This window comes from endosymbiont of Galathealinum brachiosum (genome assembly GCA_003349885.1).
GTDB lineage: Bacteria > Pseudomonadota > Gammaproteobacteria > SZUA-229 > SZUA-229 > SZUA-229.
Window position 1 is genome coordinate 901,848 of the sequence record QFXC01000011.1, and the last position, 20,129, is coordinate 921,976.

Sequence of the window (20,129 nt, forward strand, 5' to 3'; positions counted from 1 at the left end):
TCTTCTGTCCTGCCTAACAAAGTGGAGTTTGTTTATTCGTCAACTATAATTAAATACGTCTAAATATTTCTTCTTTATGAGCATAAAATGGTAAGTGAGTGCAGAAAAAGTACAGTTATACCACCAGCAGTGGAGTCATTATTAGCTTCATGTACTAATTTGCCTAGCCTGCCGTCTGTTGTTGTTAAAATTATCGATGCTAGTAAGGACCCTGATATCAGCCTGACTGATGTTGCGGATATTATTCGTGTTGACCCCGCTTTATCGGTAAAACTACTCAAAGTTGCTAATTCATCTCTTTACGCAAGGCGTCGAAAAATAACAAGTTTGCGTGAAGCTTTAACACTACTGGGGCTGAACGCATCACTGACAATTGCGCTAAGTTTCTCCATTGTTAAGTCACTTAATAAAAGTTTAGATGCCAGAATCAATTATGATATGTTCTGGAAAAGATCAATTTTATCAGCAACTATCGCTCGACAAATAGGTTTAAAGCTTAAACTTCCAAATCTTGAAGATTTTTTCCTGGCTAGTCTGTTACAGGATATTGGGATTTTGGCAATCGACTGTTCAAGTATCAATGGGATGGAGAATAACTATTCATCTAGTCACATGGACAGGATTCATAGTGAAAAAAATGAGCTAGGAGTTGATCATTCAGATGTTGGTGCCTGGTTATTAAAGTCATGGAATATACCTGAAAAACTATATAAGGCAGTTTTGTGTAGCCATGTAGCATTTAATAAACCTGTAAAAGCATATGAAGAAGAAATTTTTTATCAATGTGTTGGTCTTTCAGGGGGACTTGCTGATTTATGGTTTGAAAATAACAGGCAAAAAACGCTTGAGCAGAATTTTTCATCGATTGAAGACATTCTTGGTTTTAAAAATGAAGAAGTTAACGATTTTATAAATGAAATAAATGATATGTTGCCAGAAATGTCGAGTTTATTTGAGATGAATCTGGTTGATGAGAAAACACGTGAACAACTTATAAGTGAAGCGCGCGATATATTAATGGTACGGAATCTTGACCTTATAAGGCAGTGTGAAGAACATCAGAAAGAAGTAAGTGATTTACTTAAAAAATCAAGAGATATTGAAGAAGAAGCCAGTCATGATCATTTAACGGGAGTATATAATCGTAAATATATAGATAAACTGTTAAATGAAAAGTTTAACAATGATGATGATTATGAACCAATGTCGCTTGCTTTTATCGATATAGATGATTTCAAATTGATAAATGATACCTATGGTCATTTGGCTGGTGATAAGGTATTACAGGGTATAGCCAGTTTTTTTACGGATAATATACGTGAGACAGATGTAGTTGCTCGATATGGTGGTGATGAATTTTTACTTTTATTACCCAATACTTGTTCTGATATAGCGCACGACCTATTAAAGCGATTAAATAATAAACTGGAGAAAAGTTCAGGCACAAATTTTGAAGGTAATTTATTAAAGGTTTCAATTTCATTTGGTATGGCTACCCATGTAAAGGATGCTATCTTTGAAAAATTACATGATTTAATACAGGCAGCTGATAAAGAACTGTATAACGCAAAGAAAAATAAAAAATATCTGTAAGAACATCATAGAAAATAAATCTATGTCTATGTCTATGTCTATGTCTATGTCTATAATATTAGTATTCTTCCTGTTTATATTAACTGATTTATCGATATCGATTTTTTAGTGATTTTATAAATAAATCTGTCTATCGCTTCAGCGCACTCTATTGGTGCGTTGAGTCCGCTTCTAGATAACCTTACATAGTACAGGTCTATTTGTATTGAAGAATGAGATTAAATAAATTGATTAGCATACTTTAAGTATATATCTGTGAATAGCTTATTAGTTATTGTTTTCTTTGAAAAAGATTAAGAAAACAAGCGTATAAGGGGCGGATTTCATACCAAAAATAACTTGCGAAATACCGGTGGCTCAATGAATAATGTAATAAAAATGATAAAAAAAAATAAAAAATTATGAAACTGAGGAATCAAGTTGAAAATTGCTGTTATTGATGACGAAATTGATATTCGTGATATTGTTAGGACAGTTTTAGAAAAGGAAGGCTATGATATTGTTGAGGCAGAAAATGGAATATCAGGACTGGAGTTGATTCGTAAATCAGCACCGGACCTTATTGTATGCGACATAACTATGCCAGAGATGACGGGTGATGAGCTGTTTAAAGTGTTGCGTGAATCAGAATCAGACCTTGCAGTAATACCGTTTGTCTTTTTAAGTGGTAGTGTGGATACTGAAGATAAAATAAAAAGACTAAATAATGGTGCCGATGGTTGTTTTAAGAAGCCGGTTAATCTCAGCTTGTTGGTAGCACATATAAATTCACATCTTTCAAGAGTCGCTCGTGTCTCAGAATTTTTTAAAAAAAATCTGGATGATATCGCTGAGGCATTACCTAATTCTATTAATCATGATTTTTCAACTTATAAATCCTTAACTGTTAATACTTTAGGTTATATTAGTGTGCTTGTATCGGCAATTAACGTTGATAGAGAAAAGAATCAAGATGAACAAATGACGGTAAAAAAGTTAACAACAGAGAATAGTGATGTAGTTGTTGATAATTTCTCACGACTTTTGGTTAAAGATGTCGTGCAAAGTGAGATAGATTATATTCATTATTGCTTGAATGGGTTTAAAGAAAGAAGAAAGCTAGTTAGATCGGCGAATGGTGAAGATTTGAGCTGGACTATGATCTTTATGGTTGTCGAGGCAGAATTAGAAGGTTTTAAATTATTTGTTTCTGATTTATATGTAAGCGTTCCATGCGCAAAATCAACAATTAATGCAAGAATAAGTAGTCTAATTGAGGATGATGTTCTAATAAAAAGTTGTGATTTAAGCGATGGTCGAAGGCAGCAGTTAATGTTAACGGAGCGCTTTAGAGATGAGTTAATGAATCATATAAAGGCTAATATTGAAATGGTTAAACAGGTTGGATAACTTATATTGTTAGGATTCAATATAAGTAAGGTGCTGTAAATTTAACGGGTATGGTTTGTGCCATTAATTGATAATATTGTATCAAGGTTAAATAAAAACATTTGAGTTTAAATGTTTTTATTGTTGCGTTATAAGGTGATGGATTAAATGCGCAGTAATAGTGTAAAGGTGTTTTTTACGTTTTGTATGAAACGTAACGATTTATTCTCATTTGTTTTGATAATCTACTGTCTTGTTAATTATCAAAATGCAATGGCTCAAAATAATTCAAATCATAAAAAAATTCATATAGGTGTTTTATATTGGTCTATGAACATTCCAGGTCAGGTTGCTATGCGAGATGGACTTGAGTTGGAAGCTGATATGATAAATGATCGATCATTAAGTAACGGGCTTCCCCGTGTTGAACTATTGAAACGAGTGGCAGGTGATGGTCAAAAAGGGATTGAGAAGCAAATCTCTCAAATGTATGAGCTTATTAAGTTAAAACCGGATGCTATTATTGTCCAGCCAACTGATAACGTAGCACTTGTAGATCCACTAAGAGAAGCAAACAGACAAAATATTCCTGTCATTGCTTACGATCAGTATATAAGTGGAGGGGAGCTGTCAGGGTTTATTACATCTGATAATGAGCAGGCCGGGTATCTGAATGGCGAATATGTGGCAAGCCATTTTCCAGATGATCAAAAAATAAAACTAATTTTAGTCGAATACCCTCATGTCTCTTCTACCGTAGAGCGTTTAAATGGTTTTTTAGATTCTTTGAGTGATCATGGGCAATTATATGAAATATTAAAAACATATAAAGCTGTGCAACCAGAAGAGGGACGCAGGGCCGGATTGAGTATATTAAAAGACTTTCCAGAGCATGGGAGTATAGACGTTATTTTTACTGTTAATGATGGTGGCGGCTTGAGCGTTGTGGATGCACTTGTAAGTGGTGGGCGAGATGAGATTATGGTTGTTAGTATTGATGGTGATCCAGAGTCTGTGAAAAATATACAAGCTGGTCGATTAACGCAAATTGATTCGGCGCAGTTTTGTGGAGCAATTGGGAGTGAGGCAATGATTAGCGGTTATAAAGTGGCAACAAACCAGCCTGTTAAGAAGCATATATTAATTCCGGTATTTCCAGTGACTATAAAAACGCTCTCACTCTACTCAGGTTGGTCAGGTGATATACCTCAATCTTTTCGTAAACCATGGACAGCGAATGACCCCATATGGACGGGCAAGATAATAACTGATAAATGAAATATTCCCATTCGGATTTAAAAAAAGAAGTCTTATTATTGTCAAGTGTGGATAAAAGACTGACTTTGTCTTTTGGCGTGCTTATTTTAGCCCTGATGATTGGTGTAATGGTAGTCAGTGGTATTAACCTTAGTGGCGTGATGGACAGGGAAGAGAAAAAATTATCCAGATTATTTACTCATGCATTAGCTACGTCTGTTTCAAGAGTCAGTTTTTCAGGAAGACATCATGTTCAGTTGTTGCTTGAAGAAACTCAAAAGGAATATTCAGATATTAAGTCATTGATAACAACAGACCTTGAAGGTTATGTAATAGCAAGTAGTATAAAGGAAAAAAATGGCACTGAATTAGAAGGTAGATCTAAGGAAATCGCTATAAATCTACTGGCTAATAAAAATTCCAGTTATATGAGATATACCACATTTAATGGAGAACCAGTTATTGAGATAACTTTGCCTTACAGTGGTGGATTTAATAATGAAGTTCAAGGTGTAGTGCAAATTAATTTATCAACATTAAAAAAAGAACAGGACGTAAAAAACGGGATTGTACTCATAGCTGTAATGGTCGCATTGTTACTAGGAATAAGTATTGTAGTTGTACGTAAGATTAGTTTGTATTTTAGTAGTCCTATAAGATATCTTGCTAGTGATATGGCTGCTACGCTTTGCGCTATTCCTGATATGTTATTTGAACTTGATATTGAAGGTAGGTTTATTCATGTTATGGCAAATAATGAAGAACGGCTTCATGAATTAAATGATTATTTTCATGGTAAAAAAGCTAGTGAAATCTTTTCTACTGAAGATTCAGAAATTGTCATGTTGGCTCTTGAAGAAGCGAACAAAACAGGTGAATCACATGGCCACCAGATATCACTGGAAATGTCAGACAAGTTATTCTGGTATGAAATTTCTATTGCACGTAAAAAATATGAACTGGTTGAAAGTGCCAGGTTTATCGTTATTTCACGAGATATAACCGAGCGTAAAAAAATTGAAAAAGAACTCTACGAATATCGTGAGCATCTTGAAGAATTAGTGCAGGATCGTACATTAAGTATGAGGGCTGCATGTGAGGAAGCAGAACAGGCTAATTCTGCAAAGTCAGAATTTTTATCGCGTATGAGTCATGAATTGCGTACGCCTATGAATGCTGTGTTGGGATTTGCGCAGGTTCTAGAGATGGATATAGATGAAAATAATAAGTCCCAGAGAGAGAGTGTTAAAGAAATACTTGATGCGGGTTATCATTTGCTGGAATTAATAAATGAAGTGCTGGATTTATCACGTATAGAGTCAGGTAAACTGGATATAAAAATAGAAACAATTTACGCTGATTGGATCATTGATCAATGTATAGCGCTTATAAAACCGCAGGCTAATCAGAAAAATATAAATATTATTGATTGTGCTGGTAAGGAAAAATACAAGATACATGCTGATCATGTTCGTTTCAAACAGGTCATGTTGAATATTATGTCCAATGCAGTTAAATATAACCATGAGTCAGGGTCTATAACGTTAGAGTGTCATGTAACAGAAAAGCAGAAGTTTCGTATTAGTATAACGAGCACAGGAAAAGCTTTATCTAATTCTGAAATCAATAAAATATTCACACCTTTTGAGCGTCTGGGAGTGTCTGATGGAATTGAAGGAACGGGTATAGGGCTTGTGATTAGCAAACATCTTGTGGATGCTATGGGCGGTTCTATTGGTATTGAATCCAGTGAGCTCAGGGGTAATACGTTCTGGGTTGATCTGCCTTTAGATGAAACTTAGAATGTGCTGATAAATATTGTAATATAATTAACATATTAAAGATTTGAAATCTATTCGTCGTTAGGTATACCTTTATATTTCTTAAATTGAAAGTGTTTTTGATTGTCATTATGTTTATGGAATCACCAAAAACACAGTAAACGTTTCAGTTCGATAATCGAGTTTTATATTCGCAGTTCCGTTTCTTAAAACAGTAAACACACCTGAAGAACCTGTGATTTCTTCAATTACGTCACCATCTCCTGCTGTTATGCTGTAAACCAGTTCGTCATCGGTTGTAATGAGTCGGGATGTTGAGTTTGTAAAATTGGCAATGACTTTGAGAGTGATTTCATCGGGTCGTGAACTGAGTGTTTCACTGGTGTTATCGGTTAGGTCGATGTCATTAGCTGTAACTGTGAAGGATGAAACGCCAAGTTTGTCTATCGTTATGCTCGAACTAGCATCTAAACAATCAATGCCGGCATCGCAACTAACTTGACTGCTAAGCACTACACCCTGTGTGATGTCTATACTGCTTAATGACTGGCTTATTGTGCCGCATGCAGTAGTAAGTACAGCAGATGTTGATTCTGTTAGGCCATTAACATCCACGCGTTGAAAATCACTGGAAAATGTCACGCTAGCATTTGTGGCGTTATCAATGCCCCATTTACTGTTCTGGCTAATGTTTTGGTTAAAATTCGAACCATCTTCGGCCTGATAGTTTCCTATAGTTATCAATGAAATTGATTTGTCTTTTTCTACGTTAGCACTGGTTACATTGCAGGTGTCTAAATCAGTATTATCATTATTACAAATTTTAATACTGTTTAGTGTGTTACTCACATTCTGATTGAAATCAGCAGAGGTTTTTTCTGTATTGCTAAAAACGGATAGAGCTTGAGCTTGAATAATTATATTGCCTGCAGCAAGTGTATGTAGATTTGCCTGATTGTTTTCAGTGCTAATATGAGCACGTTGTGATGTGCTGTTATCTTCCTGATTACGAATTAACCAGACAATGGTATTTATAATATTACTATCTACCAGGCGTATTTCATTTATGCCATTACTGTCAATGTAACGAGCGACAGGTTTTATGTTTTTTGACTGGCACATGTTAATGCTTAGGTCTTGTTCGTTTAACTGAACAACTTCATCAAATTTTGCATCTGATACTTTTATCTCGAATGTTTCAACTAGCGGGCCAAATTTAGCAGTCAGGGTGATGAGCTCTGCTGAGTTGCCAGCTGAAAAATATCCTGTTTGATCTATAGTGCTAATGGCATTATCAGAAAGAGACCAGATTACGTCGTTGTTGATGATTGTTGTATCAATATTATTAGATTTTACGCCTTGTAAAACAAAGTAAAATTCACTGTTAATTGATAATATGCTTTCATTTAGCTCAATGGGAAAACTGATTGAAATAATATCCTGATTTGCCAGAGTATGCAGATCAACGAGATTGTTTTCTTTTTCTGAGTCGCTACATGCGTTTATGAAAATAAATAAAATACTTATAACTAAAACGAAGAGTTTTCTAAAAAACATAACGTACACCAATGCTTAAAAAATTAATATTTAAGTCATCACCTTTGTATAAACGCATGATGTCCATTTTTAGTTTTAGTTCAGGAATAGATGTAAACGCTTCTTCCAGACCGAGTCCGATGCTAGCTCCTTCAAAGGTGTCCGTTGTGTCTGCTATGTTTGGGTAACTTGAATCCACTTCAATCTGACTGGCTCCAATTATTAAATGTATTTTGAGGCTGTTATCCCTGTAAGGTAAATAGTGATAGAAAATAGAATTTACTGAGGGCACATCTACAGTCAGTTGATTAAGGCTGTCATCATTAATGCTGCTCATTACTACCAGTTCAAAGAGGTGTGCATCGAATTCGTAACCCAGACGAACATCCACTAGTGTGGGGCGAGTGGATGCATTGCTCGTGTCAATTTTAATCAGAGCAGGTGCCAGACTAATATAAATGCCAGTGCTTTCTGATGCATTAACGCTTGGTACGTTGAATAATACAAAAAAAAGTAGTGTCTTAATAAAAGATTTCATAAGTTTATCTTAGTGATATTACTTTCCAGTTGTGTCGTTGTGCATATTCCAGTAATTTCTCATCCGCATCGACTACAACCGGGTTTTCTGCTTCTAATAAGAGCGGCAGATCATTGTGTGAGTCACTATAAAACCAGCTACCGGTCAAATCCAGTTTGTGTTCGGTCATCCATTGGTCAAGGCGTTTAACCTTGCCTTCCTGAAAGCAGGGAGTGCCATCAATTTTTCCAGTGTATCTTCCGTTTATCAATTCCGGCTCGGTAGCGATCAGGTTGTCGATGCCAAACGCTTTAACTATTGGGCCGGTAACAAAACTATTGGTAGCGGTTATAACGACCAGTGTATCGCCCTGATTTCTATGATACTCAATTAAATCGAATGAAGCGGGGCTCATAATGGGTTTTATTTTTTCCTCAAAAAACAGTTTGTGCAGTGATAGCATTTTTTCTTTGGGATTTTGCACGAGAGGCTGTTGTGAAAAAGCCTGAAATTCGTGTATATCTAATGTGCCGTTTTTATACTCTTCATAAAAACGCTCATTCTCCCGTGCAAATACGTCAGCATCAACCACGCCCTGTTCAGTAAGAAACTCGCCCCATAAGTAGTCGCTGTCACCTGCCAGTAAGGTATTATCGAGGTCGAAAAGTGCTAAAGCCATAAATAAAACGCCATAAATAAAATTATTAGGAAACCATTTCTTATAGATTTGATCTATAGTTTAACAGTAGTAGCATATTGTAACTAAAACATTGCGCAAAGCTCTGATTTTTGGAAGAATCAGAGGTAACTTTTAAACAGGTAGTTGTAAGTGATTGATTCTGACGGATTTCGGCCTAATGTAGGCATCATATTAAGCAACCCGGAAGGCAAGGTCTTCTGGGCGCGCCGTTATGGTCAGAATGCATGGCAATTTCCACAGGGTGGCATTCATCAGAATGAATCGCCAGATCAGGCAATGTTTCGTGAATTATTTGAGGAAACCGGTTTAAGTCCCGAGCATGTAGAGGTTGTGGGTAAAACCAGTAAGTGGTTACGTTATCGATTGCCCAAATGGATGGTGAGGAAAAATAGTCATCCGGTTTGTATCGGGCAGAAACAGATCTGGTTTATATTGAAGCTGACCGGTACCGAGAATGATTTTAATTTGAGTACCATGGACAGGCCCGAGTTTGATAACTGGTCATGGGTCGATTACTGGCACCCTATGAGTGAAGTTGTATTTTTTAAGCGTAAAGTCTATAAGAGGGCTTTAACTGAGCTTGAGCCATTATTGCTTGATCAGATAGCGACCTGAAACTGAGATTAAAATGGTCTAACGACCACCAGAATCACAATTGCTGTCAGTATCAACACTGGAAATTCATTAAACCAGCGATACCAGATATGGTTGTGTCTGCTTTCATCATTGGCAAACACCTTTACCAGATGTCCGCAGTAAAAATGATAAGCGATCAAAAAGCCCACTAATACCAGCTTAATATTCATCCAGATTGTATTGAATAGCTGCCATTCAATCATTAGCCATATCCCGAGAATAACTGAAATAATCATAAACGGTGTGATGAATCGATAGAGTTTACGTTCCATGATTTTAAAGCGTTCACTGCCTGCTTCGTCATCTGTCATTGCATGGTAAACAAACAGGCGAGGCAAATAAAACAGTCCGGCAAACCAGCTGACCATAAAAATGATATGAAAGGCTTTAACCCAGAGCATAATGATCTCAAATTATAAAAAGTGGCTCATGATAACGTGTGTTTGTGTGTAGACAAAGCTTCGTGCCTGTTATCGCAACACAAAGATTGTTTCTGCAATAGAATAAGCACTTATAACTGAACTTGAACGGTGTTATGTCAGTTTAATTCAGTCTATACTTACGGCCTAAATATCAATCACTTGTTTGAACTTGTTAATTCGAGTTTGAACTTTATTATCTATTTGAGGTTGTCCCATGATTAAAGCCGGCATAGTCGGTGGTACCGGTTACACAGGCGTTGAGTTGTTGCGTTTGTTAGTTGCACATAAAGACGTTGAATTATCGGTGATTACATCACGCTCTGAAGCGGGTCAGGCTGTGTCCAGTCTGTACCCTAATCTGCGCGGCCATGTAGATATAAATTTCTCAGAACCAGATATTGATTCGCTTGCTAAGTGTGATGTAGTCTTTTTTGCGACGCCAAATGGTACCGCAATGAAAATGGTGCCGCAGTTACTGGAGGCGGGTGCTAAAGTGATTGATTTGGCCGCTGATTTTCGTATAAAAGATACTGCCACCTGGAAACAGTGGTATGGCATGGATCACGCCTGTCCTGATATTCTGGAAGAAGCCGTATACGGTATGCCCGAGTTGAATCGGGAGGCAATTAAACAGGCTCGAATCATTGCCAATCCTGGTTGCTATCCAACGGCGGTGAGTCTGGGTTATATCCCGCTGATAGAAAATAATCTAATTGATGATGCACACTTAATTGCCGATGCTAAATCGGGTGTAAGTGGTGCCGGGCGTGGCGCCAGTGTTGCGACTTTATTATGTGAAGCAACGGAAAGTGTAAAAGCATACGGGGTTGACGGGCATCGTCATTTGCCAGAAATACGTCAGGTGCTGGGTGGTGTCGCCGGTCATGATGTTGGGCTCACCTTTGTGCCTCATTTAATGCCAATGATTCGGGGTATAGAGGCGACTTTGTATGGCGTGTTAAAAACTGATGTAGATGATTTGCATCAGATATACGCTGAACGTTACAAAGACGAACCATTTGTAGATGTGTTGCCATTAGGATCTGTGCCAGAAACACGTAGTGTAAAAGGCTCTAATATGTGTCGTATATCTGTATTTCGCCCGCAGGGTGGCGATACGGTTGTAGTTTCGTCAGTGATTGATAATCTGGTGAAAGGTGCAGCTGGTCAGGCTGTGCATAATATGAATTTAATGTTTGGTCTTGATGAAAAGACGGGTATTAGCCAGGTTGCGTTGCTGCCTTAAGAATGTATTAAGAGAATATGAAGAAAAAAGCACCTGTACATAGTAAGCACCTTATCTCGATTCATCATCCGCATTTGTGGCTTGGAGCCGCAGTAGCCGGTGTGTTGATCATTTGTATGGTTGTCTGGAGTGCGTTTCAATATGGTAGAAGTGTGGCGGGTTTTGATCAGTCAGATTATGATCAGCAGATAGAGGTTCTACAAATATCACTAAATGAGCAAACGGCCAGGAAAGAGGACGCTTTGCGTGAAAATGCCCGTTTATCAAGGGGAAGTGATATTCAGAAAGACGCTAGTAGTCAGGTTCGTGAAACACTTACGGCATGTGAAGAAGATGCTTTGAAAATGAAAGAAGAGCTAACTTTCTATCATAATGTGGTCACACCAAGAAAATCCAAGCGCGAAATCCAGGTTAATAAAGTTGTATTTAGTGCTGGGGAAAATGGGGCGTATAATTATAAGGTCGTATTAATTCAGGTAGGACGACATGATACCGTGCAACGTGGTTATGTTGAGCTATCATTTAATGTACGTAAAGCAGACGGTACAGAGGTGCGTTTAGACTTGCCAACTGTATCCATTGGAAAAGCAGTTAAGCGTCAGAAATTTGGATTTAAATATTTTCAAAACTTTGAAGGTGGTATCAGATTTCCTGAAGGATCTGAGCCATTATCATTACATATAAAAGCGCAGCCTAAGAGCGCGAAAGTTCCCAGGTTAAATAAAGAATATGCCTGGGATGACCTAATTGCTGGAGGAAGTGAAGCTCATGTGGGGCAAGAAAAAAAACAAATCAACTAAGATAGAGACCCTGATCGGTACAGCAATGGAGATACAGGGTGATCTGATCTTTTCCGGTGGTTTACATGTAGACGGTAAAATAGTCGGTAATGTTATAGCTGAAGAAGATTCTCATTCAATGCTTGTGCTGAGTGATCAGGGGCAGATAGAAGGTGAGGTACGTGTGCCTTATGTCGTGCTGAATGGTCAGGTAACTGGTGACGTTTATGCAAGTGAGCGTGTAGAGTTATCTCGCCATGGGCAGGTGAAGGGTAATGTCTATTATAATTTGTTGGAAATGGCAATGGGCGCAGAGGTGAATGGTAACCTTGTGCATTGTAAGGATGATAAAAAACTCCTTGAATTTCAAACAGATAACAATGAAAAGCATGAGGAAGACAGCGAGCCTAGCCCTACAGCCAGTTAAATTGCCTGCAGCATAAAACTTGACTAAATTAGTCAGGTAATGCAGAATTTGGCTGATTATAGATTGATAGTATTTTGGAGAGATTGAATGACTGCTGAAACAGTTGATAACGCGATGCCTGATCCACTGGATTTTACAGATGCGGCAGCGGCGAAAGTGAAGGGCCTGATCGAAGAAGAAGGCAACCCTAATCTAAAGTTACGCGTATTTATTTCTGGCGGTGGTTGTTCGGGCTTCCAGTATGGTTTTACCTTCGATGAAGAAATTAAAGACGGTGATACTGAAGTAATGAATGATGGTGTTACGCTATTAATTGATCCGATGAGCTTCCAGTATCTGGTTGGTGCAGAAATTGATTACAAAGAAGATTTGCAAGGTTCACAATTTGTAATTCGTAACCCGAATGCACAAACAACCTGTGGTTGTGGTTCTTCATTCTCACCTGCATAGTTTTAAAGTATTTATACATAAAAAAAGAGACGTATTGCGTCTCTTTTTTTATGTCTGTAGGAGTTAGCTTCAGCTGACGAACGTGTCTGCAAATTAAGAAATGTATATTGGGATATATCTTAAAACCACAAAGATACGTACATTCGTATAACGCCCGCTGTAAAACTATATAAAGGCTCATTACCGGCACCATTTTTTACCCTGATATCTCTGAAATTGTCATAATCAAATGACATGAAAGTGTAAAAGAAATTTGCTTCCCCACGTTCAAAAAAGGATGAGTCACCTGCATCAAATTCATATTTAACACCCATACCTAAATTATAATCAGTGAAGGTGCTGAGCTCTTTATCCCTTGCATAAACATTCTGTGGATCCTGGAAAGGAAATAAATCACTATAAAAATTAGCCTGCGTTTGTGAATAAAAGCGGAAGCTGGTTTCAAATGTCCAGTTTTCTTCTAATGGGTGAACATATCCAATTTCATAGGTATCTGCTTTTATTCCCCAGGTATCAGTGAAGTAGCGATAGCTTCCATAAACGGCTGCTCTATATGGCAGGTAGTAACGTAAAGCAACACTGGCCGCATTAGATGTTCTTGTTTCCGGGTACTTTTCAAGTTGAAAACTATAACCATCAACATTGCTGGAATCAAGATATCGTATTGAACGATACGGATTATTAAGAAAACCTTCGTCGGTAATAATGTCATATGCCAGTGTCATTATTAAATTTTTCGTGAGTACCTGTGATAATGATGTGCGGTAATCTTTGAAATCAGAAAAATCAAGAAATGTGTCATCTCCAGTTTTGGTTATTATATTATCACCAAATGAATAAGATAAACTGATCGTAGTCATGCTACCAAACATTTCCTGACTGACACCAAAAGAATTGGTGGCCGCATCAAAATCTTTTTCAACACTTTTTGTGAAGCTGTAACTGAGAGTAGATTTATCGTCCAGATAATCAGCCCCAATCGATGTTTGTGTTCTGGCTTCTGTGTATTCACTGGCCTGTGTTACGGCATCAATAGACGCACTTGAAATATTATCTGCATAATAATTTGCAGATACTGATACTTTATCTGCGAAGTTTTTCCGTACTAAAACGGATGGGCCATCAATGGTAATGCCGCCACCGGTATAATTGTGGTAAAGCACATCAGCTCTTTCTTCTGGTAATGTGGCTGCACTCAGTGAACGAGTTACAAGTAGCAGACTTAATAAAACGTAACAAAGAAATGTTGTGTTTTGTGTGTTATTAATTACAGCCACAACCACCACCTGCTGCAGTTGCTGCACCTCTGGCACCTTCACGGGCGTCGTGTACGTGTCCTAAGTATGAGCTGGAAACCGGGTCTCTGTCGAATAGCATAATAGGGTCTGCAAGGTTACCTTTTTCATAAGGTTTTACCCAGGGTTCTATATTGCTGCATGCACTTAGTAGTAAAAACACAAAGGTGGTTAATATTTTTTGTGTGGGTTTATTCATTCAATAAACCTTCTATAACCTGTTGAGTTATTTTTTGTTGTTTTATTTGAGAGTCATCAAGCGAGTGACGTAAGTAGCCGTCTTTATCTATTAAAAATAAAGTGGGTAAATCCGATACGGAATATAAGCGACTCGCCTGATTGAATGTATCTAATAACACAGGGTAATCAAACTTACGCTTTTTTATAAAACGTGTGGCAGTTAGAAGATCTTCATCAATGTTAACAGAGAGCAGGGTGAACTCATTGTTTTTGTTACTTTGATAATATGTATTAATAACTGGAAATTGCTGGATGCAGGTGCCACACCTTGAATCCCAGAAGTTTAGTGCAATCACTCTGCCACGTAATTCAGAAAGTTTGATATTTTTACCACTCTGGCTTTTCAGAGTGAAGTTCCAGGCGAGTTGCTTGCCTGATGCATCAGTTTCTTCAGATGTTTTTTCTTCTTCTGCCAGCGTTATATTGCTGATTAAAATAATTAAACAGAAGACGAGTTGTTTTAAGTGAAATCGTGACTGTAAGTAAGACATGTTATTTAGTTTTGTCATCAGCTAAAAATAAAATCCTGCACCAAAAGAAATTTCCATATTATGTGTGCGTTTAGCCTGACCAAAAAGATCTATCTCGAAAGTATGATCACGAACATCAGCATAAATAGTCATGTAATTATTGGTGACAACACGATATCCAAATCCCCAGCTAAATGTGAAGTTATCGCGGCCAGCAAATTCGGTATTACCTGCGCCTGCTATTACATATAAAGCGGTATTAAATGTGGTGTTATCTGAAACAAAAGATTCACCAGGAAATAGATCGTAGCCAACATTGACTAGATAATATGTAAAATCTCTTTCATCGCTGGATAGTATTGGGGTGCTTGGTAGCAATACTTCAATACTGGTTTTACCAGCGCTTGAGAAACCAAATTCGACATCTGTAAAAAAGTTCTCAGATACACGATAGGCAAACTTGGCACCAATGACCGAGCTTGTGCCGAAATCTTCAATGCTCAATAGGCCGAAAGAAAGGATAACTTCAAAGTTATCCGGATTGATTTTCGATTCCTGAAATTCCAGGCGCTCAATATCGGGCTGAATAACAGGTTTTGTAACCTGTTCAACCTCAAGTTCTGATGCATTAATGTTTGCACTCGTTAGTGCGATCAAAAAGTAAAAGCAGCCTAAAAGAAGACTGCGAATCCTGCCTTCCATTCGTCTATATCCTCGTTGTTATCATTATCTTTGGTAGAAGAAAAAACAGTATATTGACTGTATTCTAACCGTAGGATAATTTTTTGTGTTAAATGTGTTTTTATGCCAAAACTAATATTCGAAAACTGATTAGTCTGATCAACCGGTTGTATTGTTGTCGATGAAGGTTTGACGTCAATTATACCGGTGCCCATTAAAAAATAAGGTGAATACTTCCACTCGGGAAAGGGTTGCATAACCAGACTTAGTTTGAATAAAAGACTGCTGGAAATGTCACCAATAGATTGTGTGATACTGGCTTCTGTGGCGAAATTTGGATTAAATAAATAAGAGCCATAAGCACTCAGCGACGGTGCGCTACCAAAGTCTCCAACCATTACACCCCATTCCCAGTCACGTTCGGTAAATTCTTCATGTGTGATTTCGGCGAACTTTATTGGATCGCCATTAGCAGAAAGTGTTCTGGAAAATTGATCGTAATGCACCCAGCCTACTAATTTTTTCTGGTTACGTATTTTAAACCAGTTGGCGCGACGGTTAATAACTTCAATAAATGCTCCCTTTTCCATTACATGAAATATAGGGTAACCACCGCCCGGGCCGGTATGCATTTCAATATATGGGTCAGCAATTTTTACTTGCTGCAATGGTTCAGAGGCAGAGTAAACATTTACACTGAACAGCTGAATTATCAGCATGACAGTCAATTTTATATACATAGTGCGCGCTTAATAGCCCTGAAAGTGGTTACCGAATATTTTCATTTTGGTTCTTATTATAAACTAGTTTTGTGGAGCCAATGGGTCAAATGGGTTGTTGAAGTATTGGCCGCCTATATCCAGATATTCCGAAATTAAACGCAATTCTGCAGGTGTAAGCATATTAGCATGATTCACAACACCGGCATCAGATAGTGATGGTAATGCTCGGCCTGCATTAAGCTCTGTTTGTGTCATCTTTTCTATAAAGTAACTGACACGAGCGCCATTCGCGTTCATGCTAGGTGATAGTTCACGACCCGGATCGGGAACCTGCTCCGTAAGTTGTACACCATTAGCATCTAATACGGGGTTGCCATCGTCATCAAAGGCTAGTTGGGTAATGAGCACATCTATCAGGATATTGCCGCTTATGTCCTGAAAATTATCGTTGAAAAATAGTTCACGATACGATTCTATGTGTTGCACCTCTTCATCTGAAGGGTCAGTTGCAGTTAAGTCTAATTGCCCTGCAGGTACCATAACCACTCCCACTGAATCTACAGTAGCATGGCAGTTGGTGCAGGTGTTGTCAGGGTTAATGCCATTTATATCTGAGCGATCAACATCCCAGATAGGTTGTATGTGTTCCTGATAATTTATTACGGTGCGACATGCGGCATTCCACTGAGTTTCACAGGGAGCGGTATTTGGAGCGGGTGTTGTCAAGCTTGATAGTTCAGCAGTAGGTACACCTGAATAAGTAATGTTAAATGTAGCATCAGGAGTAAGAGCTGGAATAGTTGGGTCAGTCCAGACATCAATAAATTCAATATTAATGCTTGGATTTGATGATTCTGGTTGTGCGCGACTTAATGCTTCAGCCATCGTATCACCAAAGTTCACAAGGTAATCACTCATCGTTACAGGATTTTGTGTATTCGGGTAAATATATCCATCAGAGGGTGCACCGGTATTTATTGAGGCAGCTTCCGCATCTAACCTTCCGTGAGGTAAGGGCAAAACTCCATTCGTGTGAACATGACAGCCAGAGCAGGTTGAAGTATCGCCCGCATTTACCTGTAACCAGTTTTCATGGCGTGAGCCGATTCGACGTGCATCTTTGTCCAGAATCTCAAAGTAAAAAGCGATATTAGCAGGTACTTTCACCAGTACAGAACCATCAGGTTGAATTGGGCTATAGCCAATAATTTCTTTCATACCGAATGTTCGGCCGCCACGACCAAAAGCTCGAGCGGATAAGTTCGGAGGGTTTGCAAGGTCAGGGTCACGTCTGTCTGGCAGGCCAACGGCTTTAACCAGACGTATAAAACGAGCTGGACGTTGATCTGCCGTTGCTATTGCAGGGTCACCCAGAGATAAAACATCGGTTACCGTTGCATCAGTGCATACGTTAAGGAAGCAGCCATTAAAATTGCTGTCGCCAAAGTCGTAAACGCTACGAATATAAAGCAGTCCTACTTTCTCACTAATTAATGTTGTATCTAGTTCTGCTTCAGGTTTGCCTAAATTAACAGTAGCTCGATTATATGGTCGCATGACAACAGCATCATTCAGGAACATACCGACCTCGCCAACTTCAATTGGCTTTTCTGTCTGGCTGCTGCCATCGAATAGCCATATTCCATAAGATGGATAAGTTTCAACGGCGGTACCGTCTGTAATAAAGGGCTCGGCGTCTGTATCAACACATAAAAAAGTTTCTAGTTCGGGGACCATTGGGTCTGTGCCCATGTCAACTTCAATCTGACATAAACCTTTACTGACAAGTATGCGGCTTGTGCCATCATTTAAAGGGTAGAAAGAAGAGTAACGTCCATCAAATGCAATTGTGTCATCAAATGTAAGGCTTGTATTGGTTACTTTTTCTACTGCGGATGTAATTGCCCCCCCCTGATTAGCAGTTGTTGGCTGATTAATGTCTATAAAGTTTTCACCATCAATGGTGATAATTTCTCCACCAGCAAATGTATCAGTAAAAGGGATTTGAAGTGCCATTATACGACCATCAGGTAGTTCTCTGGGTTGTATAAACTGCAGGTTGTTATTGTCTACATTGGGAATGTCGTGGCTTTCATCGTGGGTGCCATAGTAAGGCTGAAGGTCAGAGCCATCCTGTAGAATAGTATATAAACTTATAGCATTGTTAGTGTTTGCATTATCCCATCGACTAAATAAAATGCGGCCATTACTGAGTACAACAGGGTCGAGATCATGGCTCTGATTAAATGAAATTTGTTCAATATTAGTGCCATCTATATCCATGACATGTAATACCAGAGCTTTGCTTCTACTGTCTTCATCAAGTGATGAAAATTGAGGTTTACTCAGATCTTCATCAAGTAAAATCGCGCGTGATTTTTTTTGTCTATTAGAAGAGAAAACAATTTTATTGTTGTTAGGTAAAAAATAAGGTGCTACATCATCACCTTCCTCTGCAATGATATCGGAGATAATAACTCGATTAAGTTCATTCGTTTCACGGTTGTATGTATAAATATCCCATTTAGGGTTGTCGGTATTATCATTCGGATCAGGGTCTTCAGTTAAAAGAGAAAATACAAGTATTTTCCCATCACTTGAAACATCAAGGTCTTTTACATCGCCATTACCATTAGTAATAGCAGCGGTAATATTAACTGCAGGTGAGCTAATTGTTGCGCCTGACTTAAGAAATATATCTCCACCCGGCGTAGACTCCAGTGGCTCGCGAATGTCGGGTTGAATAATAATTCCGTCATCATCAACAAGAATAGCGCGTTTAACATACGCAATAGGAAAATCTTCAATGCCTGGATCTGCACCCGTTTCTGAGCCGCCACAGGATGTAAGTAAAACCGTGCCTGCAACAGCAAAAAGCAGCAGAAAAAATTGTGAAAGCCAGTTTTCATAACTGGTTGAAACGAATTTTAAAAAATTGTTACGCATAACATCTAACCTGAAAAATACAGCTTTGAGCTGAATTATTACAATTTTAAAGCGACTATTAATGCATCTCGGGAGGCATTAATCCGCTTGAATAAAACATTTTTCCTTTTGAATCTATCACAATCGCTTCAATGTCATCGAGTGTGTTGATTAGCTCAAGGGCTTTTTCCGTTCCCATTACAAACAGCGTTGTAGATAAGGCGTCACTGGTAACGGCATCACTTGCCAATACACTTACGCTCCATGTCTTCTCTGCGGACTGACCCGTAGTGGGTTTAATAATGTGGTGATAACGTGTCTCGTCTTCTATAAAATAACGTTCATAATCACCTGAAGTAGAAATGGCAGAATCACTTAAAGGAATGCTCACAACTACTTTGTTTTTATCTCTTGGGTGCCGAATACCCATTACCCATGGTCGACCTTTTTTGTCGCCCATAATTCGAGAGTCGCCCCCTGCACTCACCAGCGCATTTTGTATGCCGCAGGTTTGTAAAATTTTTATTCCATTATCAACCGCATAACCTTTTGCGATGCCACCAAGATCTATTTTGGTGTTCTTATGGCTAAATGAAATACTTGTTTGTGTTTCATCCAGTTTTATATTTTTATAATTTATTGCTTTAAGCTGTTTTTTAATTTGTTTGTCGGTTGGGTGTAACTTCATGCGATAATCATAAAGGTGTCCAACACTTGCAAATGTAATATCAAAAGCACCATTTGAAAGTTGAGAAAATTTGATTGATTGTTGAATCAGTTCAAAAAGTTCTCTGCCAATATTTACTGCTTCTCTGGCAGCATTACGATTAACCAGAGCAAGTTCGCTTTTTTCAATGTACGGGCTCATTAAATTATCAATACGGTGCATTTCTTCAAAAACCCGGTCACTGCATTGTTTAGCCTGTTGAGTATTTTCTGCAAACATTTCAACTAAAATGGGTGTACCCATAATGGCTTGTTTATAAGAAAACCATTCGGCACTGGCACTGCTGCACACAAAAAATAATCCGATTAAGAAAGAAATTTGTTGTGCAGTTTTTTTACTGGTCATGCGGTACTCATT

The 20,129-nt window shown here is 38.2% G+C and carries 20 protein-coding genes; 9 read left to right on the top strand and 11 right to left on the bottom strand.

All coding sequences use genetic code 11. The features are described from left to right. Positions 1 to 87: 87 nt before the first annotated feature. From DIZ80_12620 to DIZ80_12635, 4 genes are all read left to right on the top strand, one after another. The gene (locus tag DIZ80_12620; GenBank protein RDH83094.1) at positions 88 to 1,593 is read left to right on the top strand and encodes a hypothetical protein; all 1,506 of its coding nucleotides are present in this window, start codon (positions 88 to 90) and stop codon (positions 1,591 to 1,593) included. Positions 1,594 to 2,007: 414 nt separating this feature from the next. Continuing rightward, positions 2,008 to 2,982: a hypothetical protein gene (locus DIZ80_12625; GenBank protein RDH83095.1), complete on the top strand. Its 975-nt coding sequence runs from the start codon at positions 2,008 to 2,010 to the stop codon at positions 2,980 to 2,982. Positions 2,983 to 3,168: 186 nt separating this feature from the next. Beyond that, complete coding sequence (locus DIZ80_12630; GenBank protein RDH83096.1) at positions 3,169 to 4,239, top strand: sugar ABC transporter substrate-binding protein; 1,071 nt, start codon at positions 3,169 to 3,171, stop codon at positions 4,237 to 4,239. Then, complete coding sequence (locus tag DIZ80_12635) at positions 4,236 to 6,020, top strand: hypothetical protein (GenBank protein RDH83097.1); 1,785 nt, start codon at positions 4,236 to 4,238, stop codon at positions 6,018 to 6,020. The genes DIZ80_12630 and DIZ80_12635 overlap by 4 nt, the downstream gene beginning before the upstream one ends. 114 nt (positions 6,021 to 6,134) lie before the next feature. On the opposite strand, the gene DIZ80_12640 is transcribed toward DIZ80_12635, so the two are convergent. Genes DIZ80_12640 through DIZ80_12650 form a run of 3 tightly spaced genes read right to left on the bottom strand, consistent with a single transcriptional unit; the run spans position 6,135 to position 8,731 of the window. Beyond that, entirely contained in the window at positions 6,135 to 7,556 is a 1,422-nt protein-coding gene (locus tag DIZ80_12640) for a hypothetical protein (protein ID RDH83098.1), read from the bottom strand. Further along, entirely contained in the window at positions 7,546 to 8,073 is a 528-nt protein-coding gene (locus DIZ80_12645) for a hypothetical protein (GenBank protein RDH83099.1), read from the bottom strand. Before DIZ80_12645 ends, DIZ80_12640 begins: the two co-directional genes overlap by 11 nt. Positions 8,074 to 8,077: 4 nt before the next feature. Beyond that, entirely contained in the window at positions 8,078 to 8,731 is a 654-nt protein-coding gene (locus DIZ80_12650) for an HAD-IB family hydrolase (GenBank protein RDH83100.1), read from the bottom strand. A 150-nt stretch (positions 8,732 to 8,881) separates the two neighbouring features. Between DIZ80_12650 and DIZ80_12655 the strand changes: the two genes are divergently transcribed. Then, complete coding sequence (locus DIZ80_12655) at positions 8,882 to 9,367, top strand: RNA pyrophosphohydrolase (protein ID RDH83101.1); 486 nt, start codon at positions 8,882 to 8,884, stop codon at positions 9,365 to 9,367. Positions 9,368 to 9,375: 8 nt separating this feature from the next. On the opposite strand, the gene hemJ is transcribed toward DIZ80_12655, so the two are convergent. Continuing rightward, entirely contained in the window at positions 9,376 to 9,789 is a 414-nt protein-coding gene (gene hemJ, locus DIZ80_12660) for a protoporphyrinogen oxidase HemJ (GenBank protein RDH83102.1), read from the bottom strand. 235 nt (positions 9,790 to 10,024) lie between these two features. Between hemJ and DIZ80_12665 the strand changes: the two genes are divergently transcribed. The 4 genes from DIZ80_12665 (at position 10,025) to DIZ80_12680 (ending at position 12,712) form a co-directional block, all read left to right on the top strand. After that, the gene (locus tag DIZ80_12665; GenBank protein ID RDH83103.1) at positions 10,025 to 11,056 is read left to right on the top strand and encodes an N-acetyl-gamma-glutamyl-phosphate reductase; all 1,032 of its coding nucleotides are present in this window, start codon (positions 10,025 to 10,027) and stop codon (positions 11,054 to 11,056) included. 17 nt (positions 11,057 to 11,073) lie between these two features. Further along, positions 11,074 to 11,856, top strand: coding sequence for a hypothetical protein (locus DIZ80_12670; protein RDH83104.1), 783 nt, complete (start codon positions 11,074 to 11,076; stop codon positions 11,854 to 11,856). Beyond that, entirely contained in the window at positions 11,825 to 12,262 is a 438-nt protein-coding gene (locus DIZ80_12675; protein ID RDH83105.1) for a cell shape determination protein CcmA, read from the top strand. Before DIZ80_12670 ends, DIZ80_12675 begins: the two co-directional genes overlap by 32 nt. Before the next feature lie 87 nt (positions 12,263 to 12,349). Next, on the top strand, positions 12,350 to 12,712 hold the full coding sequence (locus DIZ80_12680; GenBank protein RDH83106.1) for an iron-sulfur cluster insertion protein ErpA: 363 nt from the start codon (positions 12,350 to 12,352) through the stop codon (positions 12,710 to 12,712). A gap of 119 nt (positions 12,713 to 12,831) precedes the next feature. Here DIZ80_12680 and DIZ80_12685 read toward each other — a convergent pair whose 3' ends face one another. The 7 genes from DIZ80_12685 to DIZ80_12715 all read right to left on the bottom strand — a co-directional run bounded on the left by DIZ80_12685 (position 12,832) and on the right by DIZ80_12715 (position 20,117). Beyond that, positions 12,832 to 13,932: a hypothetical protein gene (locus tag DIZ80_12685; GenBank protein ID RDH83175.1), complete on the bottom strand. Its 1,101-nt coding sequence runs from the start codon at positions 13,930 to 13,932 to the stop codon at positions 12,832 to 12,834. A gap of 43 nt (positions 13,933 to 13,975) precedes the next feature. After that, positions 13,976 to 14,206: a hypothetical protein gene (locus DIZ80_12690; GenBank protein RDH83107.1), complete on the bottom strand. Its 231-nt coding sequence runs from the start codon at positions 14,204 to 14,206 to the stop codon at positions 13,976 to 13,978. After that, positions 14,199 to 14,756 (bottom strand): TlpA family protein disulfide reductase, encoded by a 558-nt coding sequence (locus tag DIZ80_12695; protein ID RDH83108.1) that lies wholly within the window; start codon positions 14,754 to 14,756, stop codon positions 14,199 to 14,201. The genes DIZ80_12690 and DIZ80_12695 overlap by 8 nt, the downstream gene beginning before the upstream one ends. A gap of 3 nt (positions 14,757 to 14,759) precedes the next feature. Next, positions 14,760 to 15,419 carry an outer membrane beta-barrel domain-containing protein gene (locus tag DIZ80_12700; GenBank protein RDH83109.1) on the bottom strand — a complete coding sequence of 220 codons (660 nt, stop codon included), beginning with the start codon at positions 15,417 to 15,419 and terminating at the stop codon, positions 14,760 to 14,762. Further along, positions 15,389 to 16,138, bottom strand: coding sequence for a hypothetical protein (locus tag DIZ80_12705; GenBank protein RDH83110.1), 750 nt, complete (start codon positions 16,136 to 16,138; stop codon positions 15,389 to 15,391). The genes DIZ80_12700 and DIZ80_12705 overlap by 31 nt, the downstream gene beginning before the upstream one ends. Before the next feature lie 63 nt (positions 16,139 to 16,201). Beyond that, entirely contained in the window at positions 16,202 to 19,066 is a 2,865-nt protein-coding gene (locus tag DIZ80_12710; GenBank protein RDH83111.1) for a hypothetical protein, read from the bottom strand. Positions 19,067 to 19,124: 58 nt separating this feature from the next. Then, complete coding sequence (locus tag DIZ80_12715; protein RDH83112.1) at positions 19,125 to 20,117, bottom strand: thiamine biosynthesis protein ApbE; 993 nt, start codon at positions 20,115 to 20,117, stop codon at positions 19,125 to 19,127. Positions 20,118 to 20,129 lie beyond the last annotated feature (12 nt).

What these genes read in the sequence shown, in the direction of transcription:
- DIZ80_12620 (RDH83094.1), top strand. Translation starts at nt 88, where the DNA reads ATGGTAAGTGAGTGCAGAAAAAGTACAGTTATACCACCAGCAGTGGAG.
- DIZ80_12630 (RDH83096.1), top strand. Translation starts at nt 3,169, where the DNA reads ATGAAACGTAACGATTTATTCTCATTTGTTTTGATAATCTACTGTCTT.
- DIZ80_12635 (RDH83097.1), top strand. Translation starts at nt 4,236, where the DNA reads ATGAAATATTCCCATTCGGATTTAAAAAAAGAAGTCTTATTATTGTCA.
- DIZ80_12640 (RDH83098.1), bottom strand. Translation starts at nt 7,556, where the DNA reads ATGTTTTTTAGAAAACTCTTCGTTTTAGTTATAAGTATTTTATTTATT.
- DIZ80_12645 (RDH83099.1), bottom strand. Translation starts at nt 8,073, where the DNA reads ATGAAATCTTTTATTAAGACACTACTTTTTTTTGTATTATTCAACGTA.
- DIZ80_12650 (RDH83100.1), bottom strand. Translation starts at nt 8,731, where the DNA reads ATGGCTTTAGCACTTTTCGACCTCGATAATACCTTACTGGCAGGTGAC.
- hemJ (RDH83102.1), bottom strand. Translation starts at nt 9,789, where the DNA reads ATGCTCTGGGTTAAAGCCTTTCATATCATTTTTATGGTCAGCTGGTTT.
- DIZ80_12665 (RDH83103.1), top strand. Translation starts at nt 10,025, where the DNA reads ATGATTAAAGCCGGCATAGTCGGTGGTACCGGTTACACAGGCGTTGAG.
- DIZ80_12670 (RDH83104.1), top strand. Translation starts at nt 11,074, where the DNA reads ATGAAGAAAAAAGCACCTGTACATAGTAAGCACCTTATCTCGATTCAT.
- DIZ80_12675 (RDH83105.1), top strand. Translation starts at nt 11,825, where the DNA reads ATGTGGGGCAAGAAAAAAAACAAATCAACTAAGATAGAGACCCTGATC.
- DIZ80_12680 (RDH83106.1), top strand. Translation starts at nt 12,350, where the DNA reads ATGACTGCTGAAACAGTTGATAACGCGATGCCTGATCCACTGGATTTT.
- DIZ80_12690 (RDH83107.1), bottom strand. Translation starts at nt 14,206, where the DNA reads ATGAATAAACCCACACAAAAAATATTAACCACCTTTGTGTTTTTACTA.
- DIZ80_12695 (RDH83108.1), bottom strand. Translation starts at nt 14,756, where the DNA reads ATGACAAAACTAAATAACATGTCTTACTTACAGTCACGATTTCACTTA.
- DIZ80_12700 (RDH83109.1), bottom strand. Translation starts at nt 15,419, where the DNA reads ATGGAAGGCAGGATTCGCAGTCTTCTTTTAGGCTGCTTTTACTTTTTG.
- DIZ80_12705 (RDH83110.1), bottom strand. Translation starts at nt 16,138, where the DNA reads ATGTATATAAAATTGACTGTCATGCTGATAATTCAGCTGTTCAGTGTA.
- DIZ80_12710 (RDH83111.1), bottom strand. Translation starts at nt 19,066, where the DNA reads ATGCGTAACAATTTTTTAAAATTCGTTTCAACCAGTTATGAAAACTGG.
- DIZ80_12715 (RDH83112.1), bottom strand. Translation starts at nt 20,117, where the DNA reads ATGACCAGTAAAAAAACTGCACAACAAATTTCTTTCTTAATCGGATTA.